The organism is Azospirillum sp., assembly GCF_035628975.1.
Taxonomy (GTDB): Bacteria; Pseudomonadota; Alphaproteobacteria; order Azospirillales; family Azospirillaceae; genus Azospirillum.
Genome location: NZ_DASPIS010000093.1, coordinates 73565 through 88732 on the forward strand (window position 1 = coordinate 73565; position 15168 = coordinate 88732).

The 15168-nt window shown below is 67.3% G+C and carries 14 protein-coding genes; 11 read left to right on the plus strand and 3 right to left on the minus strand.

Annotated elements, in window-relative coordinates:
* Window positions 1-111: 111 nt before the first annotated feature.
* On the minus strand, window positions 112-747 hold the full coding sequence (locus VD964_RS20035; RefSeq protein WP_324870269.1) for an SH3 domain-containing protein: 636 nt from the start codon (window positions 745-747) through the stop codon (window positions 112-114).
* 198 nt (window positions 748-945) lie between these two features.
* On the opposite strand from VD964_RS20035, the gene VD964_RS20040 reads away from it, so the two are divergent.
* Both VD964_RS20040 and VD964_RS20045 read left to right on the plus strand, forming a co-directional pair.
* Window positions 946-1941, plus strand: a complete 996-nt coding sequence (locus VD964_RS20040) for a PDR/VanB family oxidoreductase (RefSeq protein ID WP_324870270.1) — start codon at window positions 946-948, stop codon at window positions 1939-1941.
* Window positions 1942-1974: 33 nt separating this feature from the next.
* Complete coding sequence (locus tag VD964_RS20045; RefSeq protein ID WP_324870271.1) at window positions 1975-2403, plus strand: PAS domain S-box protein; 429 nt, start codon at window positions 1975-1977, stop codon at window positions 2401-2403.
* A gap of 18 nt (window positions 2404-2421) precedes the next feature.
* On the opposite strand, the gene VD964_RS20050 is transcribed toward VD964_RS20045, so the two are convergent.
* On the minus strand, window positions 2422-3942 hold the full coding sequence (locus VD964_RS20050; protein ID WP_324870272.1) for an AMP-binding protein: 1521 nt from the start codon (window positions 3940-3942) through the stop codon (window positions 2422-2424).
* Window positions 3943-4065: 123 nt separating this feature from the next.
* The gene (locus VD964_RS20055; RefSeq protein WP_324870273.1) at window positions 4066-4611 is read right to left on the minus strand and encodes a hypothetical protein; all 546 of its coding nucleotides are present in this window, start codon (window positions 4609-4611) and stop codon (window positions 4066-4068) included.
* A gap of 1076 nt (window positions 4612-5687) precedes the next feature.
* Here VD964_RS20055 and VD964_RS20060 point away from each other — a divergent pair.
* The 9 genes from VD964_RS20060 to VD964_RS20100 all read left to right on the plus strand — a co-directional run bounded on the left by VD964_RS20060 (window position 5688) and on the right by VD964_RS20100 (window position 15155).
* Window positions 5688-7793, plus strand: coding sequence for an ATP-binding protein (locus tag VD964_RS20060; protein ID WP_414637219.1), 2106 nt, complete (start codon window positions 5688-5690; stop codon window positions 7791-7793).
* A 4-nt stretch (window positions 7794-7797) separates the two neighbouring features.
* On the plus strand, window positions 7798-8202 hold the full coding sequence (locus VD964_RS20065; RefSeq protein WP_324870275.1) for a response regulator: 405 nt from the start codon (window positions 7798-7800) through the stop codon (window positions 8200-8202).
* A gap of 48 nt (window positions 8203-8250) precedes the next feature.
* Window positions 8251-9204 (plus strand): LysR family transcriptional regulator, encoded by a 954-nt coding sequence (locus VD964_RS20070; protein WP_324870276.1) that lies wholly within the window; start codon window positions 8251-8253, stop codon window positions 9202-9204.
* 159 nt (window positions 9205-9363) lie between these two features.
* Window positions 9364-10401: a TRAP transporter substrate-binding protein DctP gene (gene dctP, locus VD964_RS20075; protein WP_324870277.1), complete on the plus strand. Its 1038-nt coding sequence runs from the start codon at window positions 9364-9366 to the stop codon at window positions 10399-10401.
* 14 nt (window positions 10402-10415) lie between these two features.
* On the plus strand, window positions 10416-10991 hold the full coding sequence (locus VD964_RS20080) for a TRAP transporter small permease (RefSeq protein ID WP_324870278.1): 576 nt from the start codon (window positions 10416-10418) through the stop codon (window positions 10989-10991).
* Window positions 10991-12274, plus strand: coding sequence for a TRAP transporter large permease subunit (locus VD964_RS20085; protein ID WP_324870279.1), 1284 nt, complete (start codon window positions 10991-10993; stop codon window positions 12272-12274). The genes VD964_RS20080 and VD964_RS20085 overlap by 1 nt, the downstream gene beginning before the upstream one ends.
* A 109-nt stretch (window positions 12275-12383) precedes the next feature.
* Window positions 12384-13316: a hydroxymethylglutaryl-CoA lyase gene (locus VD964_RS20090; RefSeq protein ID WP_324870280.1), complete on the plus strand. Its 933-nt coding sequence runs from the start codon at window positions 12384-12386 to the stop codon at window positions 13314-13316.
* A complete protein-coding gene (locus tag VD964_RS20095; RefSeq protein ID WP_324870281.1) occupies window positions 13309-14547 on the plus strand; it encodes a CaiB/BaiF CoA-transferase family protein in 1239 nt (412 codons plus the stop codon). Before VD964_RS20090 ends, VD964_RS20095 begins: the two co-directional genes overlap by 8 nt.
* A 23-nt stretch (window positions 14548-14570) precedes the next feature.
* Entirely contained in the window at window positions 14571-15155 is a 585-nt protein-coding gene (locus VD964_RS20100) for a gamma carbonic anhydrase family protein (RefSeq protein WP_324870282.1), read from the plus strand.
* Window positions 15156-15168: the final 13 nt, after the last annotated feature.

Consider the following 15168-nt stretch of genomic DNA (forward strand, 5'->3'; position numbering starts at 1 on the left):
TGAAGTACAACTTTCTTGTAACCACGGTGGTTTACGGGTGGTCAGCGCTGATGGGTGAATATTGCTCGCAGATCGATTTTGCCGAGCCCAGCCGAGCGCTGACCTTCCCCGTCAACGGGCCGAGTTCAACATCGGGCCGGTCAGTTCGGGGCCGTTCGCGGCATCCGCGATGGTGATGGCGGTCGGGCCTTGTGAGCCCAACGTCATCGTCACCGGGCGGCCATTGTTGTAGTTCTTCCACATCTGGTACAGGGCCAGAGCCGCGAACATCTTGCCGTCGCGGCTGGTGTTGTACTGCCATTCCTGGGTCGGCACGACGCGCAGGGTGCCGTTGCCGGACTGCTCCACCTTTTCGGCGAAACGGTAGCCAAGCTTGTCGCTGATGTTTGCCACCAGTCCATCGAAGCCGGGTGAAAGCCGCCCGAAGCCGGCCTGCGCCGGAGCCGTATCACCGCCGCCCAGCGTGCTGGCAGAGTTCCGCTTGACGAGATCGGCGAACAGCCACCCCTCCTCTCCGGTGCGCAGCACCCGGACACCAAGCCAACTGCCGTCCCGCCGCAACTCCACGACCTCGTCCCCGCGCGCGATGGTGGAGCGAACCGCCGCGTCGTCCGAGGGGCCGGCACGCAGGTTCACCTTCTCCCCCACCACCGCATGAACATCGCCAGATGCGGCCAACGCCGGAACCACCGGCGTTCCTGCCAAGCCGAGTGTCGCAACCAGGACCAACATCGCTTTCCGTGACATGACCGCTCCTCCCGCTGGGGTGCCGGTGCGCACCGTTTTTCGAACAACACTCGGCAATGGGTGGATGATCCATGAACGGTCCTCCGGTATTTCCGCTTGACCTGAAGTTAACTTGAGGTTTTAGGCTGCCTGTCTGGGATCTGGCATACCAGACAGGCAGCCAATCTTGGCCGATAAACCTCTGAGGCAGGTAAGACGATGAGCAGTGTTCAGCTGGAAACGCCGCGGCGCTCGCCCCCGACAACACGGACGTTGCGCGTGCACCGTCTGGAAAAGGTGACACCGCAAGTCCTGCTGGTCGAACTGCGCGATCCCGAAAGCGAATTGCTGCCGCCAGCGGAACCGGGTGCCCACATCGACGTCCATCTGCCGGACGGGGCGGTGCGGTCCTATTCGCTGTGCGGCGATCCGGCGGACCGGCACGCCTACAGCATCGCCGTTCTGAACGTGCAGGGCGGACGGGGATCGCGCTTCATCCATGGGGATCTGGAGCCGGGCACCGACATCACCGTCGCCCTGCCCCGCAACAATTTCCGCTTCGACGAGGCGCCACGCTACCTGTTCATCGCCGGGGGCATCGGCATCACCCCGCTGTTGCCGATGATCCGCGAGGCGGCCCACCGGAAGGCCGCCTGGGCTCTTCACTATTGCGTGCGCAGCGCAGCCGCGGCGCCGTTCCTCCCGGAACTCCGCGCATTGGCCGGCAGCAAGGGCGCCAACGGCCGGGTCGAGGTCCATGCTGCCGACGAAGGCAGGAAACTGACGGTGGACGCGCTGCTCGCGGAGACGCCCGACGATGTCCTGGTCTATTGCTGTGGTCCGCAGCGGCTGATGGAGACCGTCGCCGCCGCCGCCCGGCCGACGCAGGACGTGCGCTTCGAGTGGTTCGCGCCGCGCACGGAGCCGGTGCGGGAGGATGCGTCGGACGACAGCTTCGAGGTGGTCTGCGCCCGATCCGGCGTGACCGTCACCGTGGCGGCGGGGACCAGCATTCTGGAGGCGCTCGATGGCGCCGGTGTCGCGGTCGACTCGTCCTGCGAGCAGGGCATCTGCGGCACCTGCGAGACGGCAGTGCTGGAGGGTGAACCCGACCACCGCGACAGCGTGCTGTCCGACGCCGAACGGGCCGCAGGCAAGACGATGATGCTGTGCGTGTCGCGTGCCCGAAGCGCAAGATTGGTGTTGGATGTCTGATATTCGATGCGTCACAACAAGACATTGGGAGGAATGATGACCGAGGAAGACCTGCAGCGGCTCGGACTGGCGCTGTTGAACAGCCCGGCGGAGGCCATCGTCTATTCCGACCGGGAAGGCTTGATCCGGTTCTGGAACGCGGGGGCGGAACGTGTGTTCGGCTTCACCGCCGAGGATGCGCTCGGCCAATCGCTGGACATCATCATCCCCGAACGCCAGCGCCAACGCCATTGGGAGGGCTATGACGAGGTGATGCGGACGGGCGTGAGCCGCTATGGCAGCGGCGATCTGCTGTCGGTGCCGGCGCTACGCAAGGATGGCAGCCGCATTTCCGTCGAGTTCACCATCGTTCCCTTGAAGGACGCGGACGGGGCGATGATGGGAATGGCATCGGTCATGCGCGACGTATCGGCACGCTTCGAAGAGTTGAAGACCCTGCGGCGGCAGGCGGCCGGGCGCTGATGATGGCCCTCCCTTGCCCTACGCCCCGCCGGTCAGGCGCGCCCGCAACTCGCGCTTGACCACCTTGCCGTAGTTGTTCTTCGGCAGCCCCTCGACGAACAGGTAGCGCTTGGGCCGCTTGAAGCGGGCGATGCTGGCATTGCAGTGGGCGTCGAGACTGTCGGGGGAAATCTCGCGGCCGGGTTCGGCGACGACGAAGGCGACGACGATCTCGCCCCATTCCGGATCGGGCTGGCCGGTGACGCAGACCTCGGCGACGTCGGCATGGCGCAGCAGCACCTCCTCCACCTCGCGCGGATAGATGTTGGTGCCGCCGCTGATGATGACGTCCTTCGACCGGTCGCGCAGCGTCAGGTAGCCGCGCCGGTCGAAGGAGCCCATGTCGCCGGTGTAGAGCCAGCCGTCGCGCAACGCCTCGGCCGTCGCCTTGGCGTTGTTCCAGTACCCGCCCATCACCACATCGCCGCGGCAGACGATTTCGCCCACCTCGCCGGGGGGCAGCGGCCGGCCTTCGGCATCCACCACCGCCACCTCGACGCCGCTGCGGGCGACGCCGACGGATCCCAGCACGGCGTCATCGTCGGCGGCATGGTCGCGGCGTCGCAGGGACGTGATGGTCATCGGCGCCTCGCCCTGGCCGTAGATCTGTACGAAGACCGGACCGAAGGTCGCGAGCGACCGGCGCAGTTCCTCCACATACATCGGACCGCCGCCATAGACGATGGAGCGCAGATTCGCCGGCCGGCGACCGCTGCGCTCCGCCTCCAGCCGCAGCCGCTGCACCATGGTCGGGGCCAGGAAGACGCCGCAGCCGGGATGATGGTCGCAGAGGTCGAGGAATTCCGCCGGCTCGAAGGATGACGAGGCCGGAACCACCTGCCGGGCGCCGCGGGCGACATAGGCCGCCATGTACAGGCCGGAGCCGTGCGACATCGGCGCTGCATGCAGCAGGCTGCATTCCTCGTCCACCGTCTCGACATCGGCGAGATGGGCGATGGTCATGGCCAGCAGGTTGCGGTGCGACAGCATCGCCCCCTTGGACCTTCCGGTGGTGCCGCTGGTGTAGAACAGCCAGCCCAGCGCCTCCGGGTCTGGGTTCACCGGTCCGGCCCATTCCTCCCCTGCCGCCAGCGCCGCATGATCCGCCCCGCCGATGACGATGCGGCGGCAGGACGCCGCCGGCGACCCGGTCAGCGCCTGTTCCAGACCGCCGGCCAGCTTGGGCGAAACGAAGACGGTGGTCGCCATGGAATCCTCCAGGATCTGCACCAACTCGCGTGGATGCAGCTTGGCGTTCACCGGCGTCGCCGCCATGCCGGCGGCCCAGATGGCGAAGAACAGCTCGACATAGTCCGGCACGTTCTCGGTCGCGATGGCGATGCGGTCGCCCGGCTGCCCGCTCGCGCGCAATCCAGCGGCGATGCGCAAAGCCCGCGAGCGAAGCGATGCGAAGCTGTGGACCTCTTCTGTGCCGCGGAACACCGCTCCCCGGTCAGGGAATCGGGCCGCCGCTTGATCGAGAAGGGAGAACAGATTCACCGGTGCCGTTCCTTCCTTTTGCGGCCAATCCGCTGGCTTTGCGGATTGTAGACCAATAGACGCAAATCGGGAGGTTCATCAACGGCGTAGGCGGAATGTTCCACCCAGACGATGGCCGCAGCGTCACAGCACCATCAGGAGGGCCGGAACGCCGGCCAGCACGGCGCCTTGGGTTCCGCCCCAGACGATGCTGTCATCGGCCGGCAAGCCGCCGCCGACCTGACGGAAATGGACGATCGCACGATAGAGGGATGGAACGAGGGCGCTCAGCGAAAGCCACAGCACCCAGTCCGGGGCGTTCCCGATCACGACCGCCGGCGCCAGCATCAGCATCGTCCGGCCGATGCCGGACAGACCATCGGAGACCAATCCGGTCCAACCGCGGCCCGGCAGGCCTGCACGGCAGGGCATCAGAAGCAGCCCGCCGATCATCGCGGCTGCGGTGGCCGCACCGATCAGCAGAGCCATCTGCATCGGCAGGAGAAGCGACCATGGTGCGGTGGTGAGCAACGTGGCCGGCAGCCCCCAGAGCGGCAAGCGCATCCACATGTTCGGCTGCCGGTAGACCGTGCCGAGAAACAGGCCTCCCAGCACGCAGCTGGCAACGGTGAGCAGACCGGCTGTGATCAGGAGATAGTCGATCAGGAACTGTTCGGTCAGCATCACCATCGAAGCACTCTCCGTCTGTGCGGACAGGTCACAGTGGTGGGCCGTTGCAAGCCGCGTCAACCGAAATGCGGCGCTTCGGCTCTGAACAGCCGGTGAAAGGCGCTTGGCCGGGACCCTCCTTCGAGACGGCGCAGGCGCCACGATTGCTGGCAGGCCGCGCATCGGCTCTATATATGATTGCAGCTTAACTGCAGATGTGGGCCGGAATGAGCGTGGGTAGCCAGAGCAAGCGGGGGGTGTTCGACCGGGCCGGTACCGTCGCGGCACTCATGCGGGATCTCGATTGGTCGCGCACCCCCGTCGGTCCGGTCGATGGCTGGCCGCAGAGCCTCAAGGCGACCATCCGCACGCTGCTGACCTCCCGCTATCCGATGATCCTGACCTGGGGACCGGAGTTCACCCAGTTCTACAACGATGCCTACGCGCAGCTGATCGGCGACAAGCATCCGGGCGCGCTCGGCATCGACATCAGGATCACGCTCGCCGAGGCCTGGGACACGTTGGGGCCGATGATCGACGCGGTCATGCGCACCGGCGTCGCCAACTGGACTCCGGCACTGCTGCTTCTGCTGGAAAGGGCGGGCTACCGGGAGGAGGCCTATTTCAGCGTGTCCCACGCCCCGGCGGAGGATGACGACGGCCGGATCGTCGGCATGCTGGCGGTGTGCAGCGAGGTGACGCCCCAGGTTGTCGGGGAACGGCGCATGGTGCTGCTTCGGGAACTCGCCGCGCGGACGGCAGAGACGCGTACGGTGGAGGCGGCCTGCCGCGAAGCGGCGGCGGTCGTCGAGGAGCACCCGCAGGACGTGCCGTTCCTGCTGCTTTACCTCACCAATGCGGAGGGGACTGCGCTCACCCTCCAGGCCGCCGTCGGGCTTCCCGCCGATGCCCCGTTGATACCAGCCGCCATCCGGGTCGGTGGTGACGAGCCCGATTTTTGGGGATTGCGCCGTGCCGTGGCCGGCGAGACGGTGGTTACCGACGGTGTCGATCGTTGCCTGTCGAAAGCCGCGGGACCATGGGGGGATCCGGTGCGCACGGCGGTCAGCCAGCCCATCGGCGCCACCGGACAGGGGATGCCGATCGGCGTGCTCGTCACCGGAACGAGCCCGAACCGGGGGCTGGATGACGGCTACCGGTCCTTTCTGCACCTGTTGGCCGGACAGGTCGCGATCGGCCTGGGCAACGCACTGGCCTATGAGGCCGAGCGGCAGCGGGCCGATGCGCTTGCCGAACTGGATCGTGCCAAAACCCTCTTCTTTTCCAATGTCAGCCACGAGTTCCGCACGCCGCTGACCCTGCTGCTCGGCCCGTTGGAGGAGCTGCTGGCGCGGGCCGAGACATGGGCTCCACCCGACCGCGAACTGATCCACACGGTTCATCGCAACGGGTTGCGGTTGCTCAAACTGGTGAACTCACTGCTCGACTTTGCCCGGATCGAAGCGGGACGGGCGCAGGTCAGGACCGAGAAAACCGATCTTGCGGCCTTCACCGCCGATATCGCCGGCAGCTTCCGCTCCGCCATCGAGACCGCCGGCTTGCGCTTCACGGTGGCCTGCGATCCCCTGCCGCAGCCGGTCGGGGTCGACCGCGACATGTGGGAGAAGATCGTTCTCAATCTGCTGTCCAATGCCCTGAAATACACGATGTCGGGCTCTATCGGCCTCGGTCTGTCCTGCGGGCCGGAGGGAATCCGGCTATCTGTGAGCGATACCGGAATCGGCATCCCCGAGGCGGAGCATGAGCGGATCTTCGACCGCTTCCACCGCATCGCCACGGCACAGGGAAGAACGCATGAGGGGACCGGCATCGGCTTGGCCCTGGTCCGCGAACTCGCCCGGCTGCACGGCGGCGACGCGCAGGTCGCCAGCGTTCCGGGCAGGGGCTCGACCTTCACGGTCTCGCTGCCGTGGGGGCCGGGAGCGGCAATGTCCGCGGATGAGCCCGACGGCGCTGATCTGGAAGGCGCTGATCTCGACGGCACGGATCTGGAGCCCACGCCGGTCAGGGCCCATGCCTTCCTCGCCGAGGCCGGACGATGGGTCGGCCCGGGCGCAAGCGACGCCGGCCCGGCGGAGACGGCGGGTGACGGCATGCGCGGCCGGGTCCTTGTCGTGGACGACAATGTGGACATGCGCGACTACCTCGTCCGGCTTCTGGGTGCCGAATTCACGGTCGTCACCGCGGCCGATGGGGAGGAGGCGCTGAGCATCATGCGGCAGGCCAAACCCGATCTGGTGCTCAGCGACGTGATGATGCCGCGGCTCGACGGCTTCGGGTTGCTGGCGGCCTTGCGGCGCGATCCGGTGCTGCGGGACGTGCCGGTGGTGCTGCTCTCCGCCCGTGCCGGCGAGGAGGCGAGCGTCGAGGGGCTGGATGTCGGCGCCGACGACTATCTGGTGAAGCCCTTCTCGGCGCGTGAACTCGTCGCCCGCGTGAAATCCAACCTGACCATGGCACGGCTGCGGCGGGAGGTGGCGAGCGCCCACCATGATGCGGAAAGGATGCGGGCGCTGGGCCAGCTGACCTCCGGCGTCGCCCATGATTTCAACAATCTCCTGATGGTTCTGCGCGGGGCCGTTCATCTGATCGGCCGCCGCACCGACGATCCCGCCCTGCGCAGCGTCCTGGGCCATGCGACGGAGGCGATCGAGCGCGGAGCGCTGATGACCCGGCAGCTGCTGTCCTTCTCCCGGCGCCAGCGTCTGGACCCGCAGCCCGTCGACCTCAATGGATTGCTGGAAGAACTGGCGCCGGTTCTCGACCGCGCCTTCCCGGAGAATATCCGGGTCGAGCTGAAGCTGGATGACGTGCCGGCTGTCCTGCTCGACCGCTCGGAACTGGATGCGGCGCTCCTGAACCTCGCCGTGAATGCCCGCGATGCGATGCCCGACGGTGGTCTGCTGCGGTTTGAGACCAAGCTGGCCGAGGCCGGTGCAGCCCCGCATGGTGGTGGGCGGTTCGTCTGCATGCGGGTGGTGGACAGCGGCAGCGGAATGCCGCCGGACGTCGCCAAGCGGGCGTTCGAGCCATTTTTCACCACCAAGCCGGTGGGGAAAGGGACTGGACTGGGGCTCAGCCAAGTCTACGGCTTTGCCAGCCAGTCGGGGGGCCGTGTCGCCATCGACAGCAGGACCGGCGACGGAACGACGGTCACCTTGTACTTGCCAGTGGCGGATTAGGCCCATGCAGACGACAGCACATCAGCCCGACGGATCGGCGGTCATTCTCGTCGTTGAAGACGAGGATCTCCTCCGCATCATGACCGTGAACCTCCTCGAAGACATGGGACACCATGCGATCCCGGCGGCGTCCGCGCAGGAGGCGCTGGAGGTGGTCCGGAACGACCCCGGCATCGACCTGCTGTTCACCGATATCCGCATGCCGGGTATCGACGGTTTCCAACTGGCCGAGCGTGTCTGTGCCCTTCGCCCGGCCATCAAGGTGATCTACGCCACCGGTTACGCTGAGGTGGAAAGCAGGCCCTCGCCGAATGCGCCGGGGCCGCTCCTGCGCAAGCCCTATGCGCCGGAAGCGCTGGCGGGGGAGATCGGCAAGGTCCTCGCCGACCGGGATCGACATCGGATCTGATCTCTCAAACCGGCGCAACCTCGCCGGGCAGCCCTGGGACAAGCCCAAATGTCGACCAAACTGGACTTCCGCCGCCTCCGCTATTTCGTCGCCGTCTGCGAACTGGGCAGCTTTTCCAAGGCCAGCGAGTTCCTGAACGTCGCCCAATCGGCGATCAGCCAGCATGTGGCGACGCTGGAGGAGGATTTGGGCGTCCAGCTTCTGGTGCGGCAGCCCCGCGGCGTCAGCCGGACCGAGGCTGGGGAACGGCTCCACGCCCATGCGAGAGGCGTGCTGCACGCGCTGGAGCAGGCGGAACTGGACGTGCTGTCGCTGGCGCGGGCGGTGGTGGGGCCCGTGATGGTCGGCTTCAACTACACCGCGATGGAGGCCATCGGCCTGCCCTTCATCCGCCGGGTCGCCTCCACCCTGACCGAGGTGAAGCTCCGCGTCATCGAGGCGCACAGCGAAATCATGCACCAGTGGATGCTGTCCGGGCAGGCCGACCTCGCCCTGACCCTGGTGCCTCCCAACGACGACCGCCTGGAAGGCGTGCCGCTGCTGGACGAGGAACTGGTCTGCCTCGGCACCCGCGCGATGCTCGGCGACGGGGGACCCATCGATCTGGCCGATGCGCTCCGCCTGCCGCTGATCATGCCCGGCCGCACCGCCGTGCTGCAGGCGCTGGCCAGCGACGCCGAAGTGCGCAACGCCATCGCCGCGAAGGTCTATATGGAGATCGAATCGGCCATCCCGCTGAAGCGGGCGGTCAGCGCCGGGCTGGGCGTGACCATCCAGTCGGCGGCGCTGGCCGGTGACGAGATCGCCCGCGGCGAGCTGGTGGCGCGGCCGGTGGTGAACCCGACGATGGGACGCACTCTGTATCTGGTGTCCTCGCGCATCAAGACCGCATCCCGCGCGGTGTTGGAGGCCCGGCGGCTGATGATCGACGTGGTGCACGAGGCGCAGGCGAGCGGCCGCTGGCCCGGCCGGCTGCGCGATATCCATCTCGAAACCAGATAGCTCGCTTCTTTTCTTTATATTTTACGACCCTGCAATCCCGTGGTGATCTGTTTCGACGGCAAACAATCCGAAGGCCCGCAGTTGAACGGGCCCGGCTTCCGGCCCTGGCTTCTCCGCCGCCGAAACGCCGCAATGAACCACCGAAGGGAGGTGCAGGACATGACGACCACCAAGACGTCCGCCCATGGTCTTACCCGCGCGAAGCCGATGCTGGCGCTGCTCGCCGCCGCTTCGGCCACGGCGCTGATGGCGTTGCCGACGGATGCGGAGGCTGCGACGCGGATGCGTTGCAGCCATCAGCTGCCGCCGTCCCATCACATCGCGAAGGTCGTCGACCGCTGGGCGGCGGAGGTGAAGACACTGTCCGACGGCAATCTGGACGTCCAGGTGTTCGGCTCCGACAGCCTGATCAAGGCCAACGAGAACATCCTGGCCGTCGCCAAGGGCGACATCGAATGCGCGTTCTCGCTGAATTTCCAGTGGGGCAAGACCCTGCCGCTGATGAACGTCACGGTCGGCCCCTACACCATGTCCTCCATCGAGGCGTGGAAGAAATGGCCGGACTCCGAAGCCGCCGCCTTCCTTGAGGAGCGGCTGCTGAAGAAGGGCGTGAAGAACGTCGTCTGGATGTTCCAGACCAACACCAGCGTCTTCACTTCCAAAGGCAAGCCGCTGCTGAAGCCGGCGGATTTCCAGGGACAGAAGATGCGCGGCATCGGCCCTGCCTTCGACCGCGGGCTGAAGGCGATGGGCGCCACCCCGGTGGCGATTCCCGGCAGCGAGGTCTATCAGGCGCTGGCGACCGGCGTCATCGACTCCGCCATCACCGACGTCGCCGCCGCCTGGTCGCGCAAATACTACGAGGTGCAGGACCACATGACCGTGGTGCCGGCGCTGGCTGCCTATCTCCACGGCTACGTCAATCCCGGCTGGTACAACAAGCTGACCGACAAGGACAAGGCCGCCCTGAAGAAGGCAGGCGAGCTTGCCTCCGGCTGGGCGATCGAGGCCTCGCAGGAGGCCGCGGCCAGCGCGCCTGCGGATTTGGCATCGAAGGGCGTCAAGGTGCACGTCGCGACGCCGGAGGAGAATGCCGCCTTCAAGGCCGCCATGGCTCCCGCCTTCGCCGAGGGCTTCGCCGACGAAACCGGCGCCGACGGCCGCAAGCTTCTGGAACTCGTCAACAAGCTCCAGTGAAGAGGGGACCGGCCATGAGCAGCATGTCCACTCCCGACACCGTTACCCCCGTCAGCGGAAAGGGAGCCTCCCATGGCGCCCTGCGCCTGCTGACCGGCACAGCGTCGGTCCTGTCGCGCATCTGCGGCGCACTCAGCATCCTGCTGATCGTCGTCGTGCTGGCCCTGACCACCGCCGGCGTGCTCGCCCGCTATGTCGTGGGTCAGCCGCTGGAGGGCGTGGACGAGGCCTGCGGCTTCATGGTCGTCGCCATGGTGATGGCCGGCGCGGCCGAGGCGCTGCGCACCGGCCACCATATCCGCATCGATCTGATCATGGGCTTTGTCGGTCCGCGCGGCCGGCGCTGGCTGGATGCCTGGGCCAATCTGGCGGTGCTGGTCTTCGCCGTGCTGCTGGCCCGCACCGGCTGGCACACCGCCATGTTCTCCTACGACTTCGACGCCTTCTCGCCGGGCCAGCTGGAGCTGCCGATGTGGATCCCGCAGGCCACGCTTCCCATCGGCGCCGCCCTGCTGGGGATCGTCGCCTTCGCCAAGCTGCTCTCCGTCCTGGCGGGCGACGGGACGGATGAGACGAGGGGAGGCCACTGATGACGTTCCTGATCCTGGGCCTGCTGCTGCTCCTGCTGTTCAGCGGCATGCCGATCTTCGCGGCTCTCTCCCTCACCTCGCTCGGCGTGCTGGTCCTGTTCGAGGGCAGCATCGACAGCATGGCCGATGCGGTGTTCTCCAGCCTGAACAACCCGCTGCTGGCCACCATCCCGATGTTCGCCCTGATGGCGCACATCATGATCAAGGCCAAGGTGGTCGACGACCTCTACGAGATGTCGAATACGCTGGTCGGGCACATCAAGGGCGGGCTCAGCTTCGCCACCATCCTGTCCTGCACCATCTTCTCGACCATCTCCGGGTCATCGGTGGCGACCGCGCTGACCATCGGCTCGATCTCCATCCCGCAGATGAAGCGCTTCGGCTACCGCCAGCGCGACACCTACGGGCTGATCGCCGCCGGCGGCACGCTGGGCATCCTGATCCCGCCGTCGGGGCCGATGATCCTCTACGCCATCGTCACCGACGCGTCCATCGGCGCCCTGTTCCTGGCCGGGATCATTCCGGGCCTGATGATGGCGGTTCTGTTCGCCGGCTACAGCTGGCTGCAGGCCAAGCGGCAGGACAGCGTGCAGTCGCAGCCCTGGCCCGGCTTCGGCGCCGTCGCCTCCGCCTTCCGCAGGTCGATCTGGGCGGTTCTGATGCCGCCGCTGATCCTGGGCGGCATCTATCTTGGCGTCTTCACGCCGGGCGAGGCCGCGGCGGTCGGTGCGGTCTATGCGCTGGCGGTGGCGCTGCTGGTCTACCGCAACGTGTCCTTCGCCGACCTTCTGGATTGCGGCGTGCAGACGATGCGGACCAGCGTGATGCTGTTCATGATCATCGCCGCCGCCGGCATGTTCGGCCACGCCATCACCATCATCCGCCTGCCGGCCCAGATCATGGAGACGGTGACGGCGCTGGGCCTGTCGCAGGGCGGCTTCATCCTGGCGGTGATGTTCGCGATCTTCATCCTGGGCATGTTCCTGGAGACCATCGCCATCATCCTGATCACCACCCCCATCATCCTGCCGGTGATGACCGCGCTGGGCATCGACCCGATCTGGTACGGCGTGATGCTGATGATCAACCTGGAACTGGCGCTGATCACCCCGCCTGTGGGAATGAACCTGTTCGTCATCAAAGGCATCACCACGTCGTCCCTTGCCGAGGTCACGCGCGGCGCCCTGCCCTATGTTCTGCTGATGATGGCGGGTCTGTTCGTGACCTGGCTGGTCCCGTCGCTGTCGCTCTGGCTGCCGCAAGCCGCAGGCTTCGGAATCTGATTGCGGGATTCGGCCTCTGACCGCCCCTTAAACCGTCCCGAGCTTTCTCCTTCCGCTTCTTTCCCCCGGATGCGCCCCTCGCGGCGCATCCGAACGGAGGACCCTTGCCATGACGAAAGACCCCGTGACCATCGTCGAGGTCGGCCTGCGCGACGGGCTCCAGATTCTCGACCGCGTGGTGCCCACCGCCGACAAGCTGCGCTGGCTGGAGGCCGAACACCGCGCCGGCGTCCGCCGCTTCGAAGCCGCCTCCTTCGTTCCGCCCAGGCTGCTGCCCCAGATGGCCGACGCGGCCGAAGTGGTGGCCGGCGCCCGCAAGCTGCCCGGCGTCATCGTCCACACGCTGGCCCCCAACCTGAAGGGCGCAACGGCGGCGCTCGCCGCCGGCTCCGACGTCATCGTCCTGCCCCTGTCGGCCAGCGAGGCGCACAGCCGCGCCAACATCCGCAAGACCCGCGAGGAGTCGGTGGAGGAGTTGGCCCGCGTCTGCCGCGCCCGCGATGAAGGCGGATACGGAACCCGCATCGACGCCGGCATCTCCACCGCCTTCGGCTGCACCATCCAGGGCGAGGTGCCGGAGGACGAGGTGGTGCGCCTTGCCGAAGCCTGCCTGGAGGCAGGTGCCGACCGCGTCGCGCTGGCCGATACCGTTGGATACGCAAATCCGGCCCAGGTCCGCCGCCTCTACCGGCGGGTCAAGGACATCGCCGGCGACCGGCTGCAGAGCGCCCATTTCCACGACACCCGCGGGCTCGGCCTCGCCAACTGCCTCGCCGTGCTGGACATCGGCATCCGCGAGTTCGACGCCTCGCTCGGCGGGCTCGGCGGCTGCCCGCACGCCCCCGGCGCCAGCGGCAACGTCGCGACCGAGGATCTGGTCTTCATGCTGGAGGCGATGGGCTTTCAAACCGGCATCGACCTGGATGCCCTGATCGAGGCGCAACGCCTGCTCGCCACCCTTCTTCCCGGCCAGACGCTGCACGGCAAGATCGCCGCCGCCGGCCTGCCGAAGCAAATCCACCGGAGTCCCGTCCATGCCTGACAGCAATACCACCCTCCCGCTATCCGGCATCCGCGTCGTCGAATTCTCCCACATGGTGATGGGGCCGACCTGCGGCATGATCCTGGGCGATCTCGGCGCCGACGTGATCAAGGTGGAACCGGTGACCGGCGACAAGACCCGCGCCCTGCCGGGGGCCGCCGCCGGCTTCTTCCGCACCTTCAACCGCAACAAGAAGTCGCTGGCCGTCGACCTGAACAGCGCGGACGGGCTGGCCGCCGTCCACAAGCTGGTCGACACCGCCGACGTGGTGCTGGAGAATTTCCGCCCCGGCCTGATGGCGCGTTACGGCCTCGACTACGCCAGCCTCAAGGCGCGCAACCCGCGCATCATCAACCTGTCGCTGAAGGGCTTCCTGCCCGGCCCTTATGAAAAGCGCACCGCGCTGGACGAGGTGGTGCAGATGATGGCCGGGCTCGCCTACATGACCGGTCCCACCGGCCGGCCGCTGCGCGCCGGCAGTTCGGTCAACGACATCATGGGCGGCATGTTCGGGGTGATCGGCATCCTGGCGGCGCTGCGCACCCGCGAGGCCACCGGACGGGGCCAGGACATCCAGTCCGGCCTGTATGAGACCTGCGTCCTGCTGTCGGCCCAGCACATGCAGCAGTTCGCCGTGACCGGCGAAGCCCCGCCCCCCTTCCCCGAGCGCATCGCCGCCTTCAGCATCTACGACACCTTCGAGGTGAAGGACGGCGAGCAGATCTTCCTGGGCGCCGTCAGCGACGTGCAGTGGCGGACCTTCTGCACCGCCTTCGGCTTCGACGACCTGCTGGCGGATCCCAGGCTGGACGGCAACACCAAGCGCTGCCTCGCCCGCGACTGGATGCTGCCGGAGATCCGCCGCCGCCTCGCTGCCTACAGCAAGGCCGAAATATCCGATCTGTTCGAGCGCAACGGCCTGCCCTATGCCCCGATCAACCGGCCGGAGGAGCTGTTCGACGATCCCCACCTGAACCAGAGCGGCGGCCTCGCCTCCATCACCACCGAGACCGGCGGCGAGACGCGCGTGCCGCTGCTGCCGCTGACGCTGGACGGGCGGCGGCTGGGCCCGCGCATGGCGCTGCCGCCGGTGGGCGCGCAGAGCGCGGCGCTGCTGGCCGAACTGGGCTATACTCAGGCGGAGATCGAGCAGATGCTTGTCGCCGGGGTGGTGGCCGATCCGGCCGAAGGACCGAAGGCGCAGGCGGGGGAGGAACGGCTCGCCTCCTGACCGGTGAAAAAAGGAAAGAAGCAATGACCTCCGAGAGCGCACCCGAAACGGCTTTTGAGACCGGCGAAGCCCTGCGGGCCCGCCATCCCGGCGCCATCATCCAGCCCTTCAAGGGGGTGTGGCCGCGCATCGCCGCCGACGCCTACATCGCCCCCGGCGCGGTGGTGGTGGGCGACGTCACCATCGGCGCCGAGGCCAGCGTCTGGTACGGCTGCGTCCTGCGCGGCGACGACCACAGCATCACCGTAGGGCCGCGCACCAACATCCAGGACGGCGCCATCATCCATGTCATGCTGAACGAGTATCCCACCGTCATCGGCGCCGACGTGGTGATCGGCCATGGCGTGCGGATGCATGGCTGCACGCTGGCAGATGGCTGCCTGATCGGCATCGGCTCCATCGTGCTGGACGGCGCCGTTGTCGAAAGCGGCGCCATGCTGGCCGCCGGTGCCGTCCTGACGCCGCGCAAGCGCATCCCCGCCCGCCAGCTCTGGGCCGGCAGCCCGGCCAAGCACCTGCGCGACGTCACCGACGCGGAGGTCGAGTTCATCGCCTTCGACGTCCGACACTATGCCGGGCTCGCGCGGACCGCCTTAGGTCGCGGATGAGGCACTTGCACCC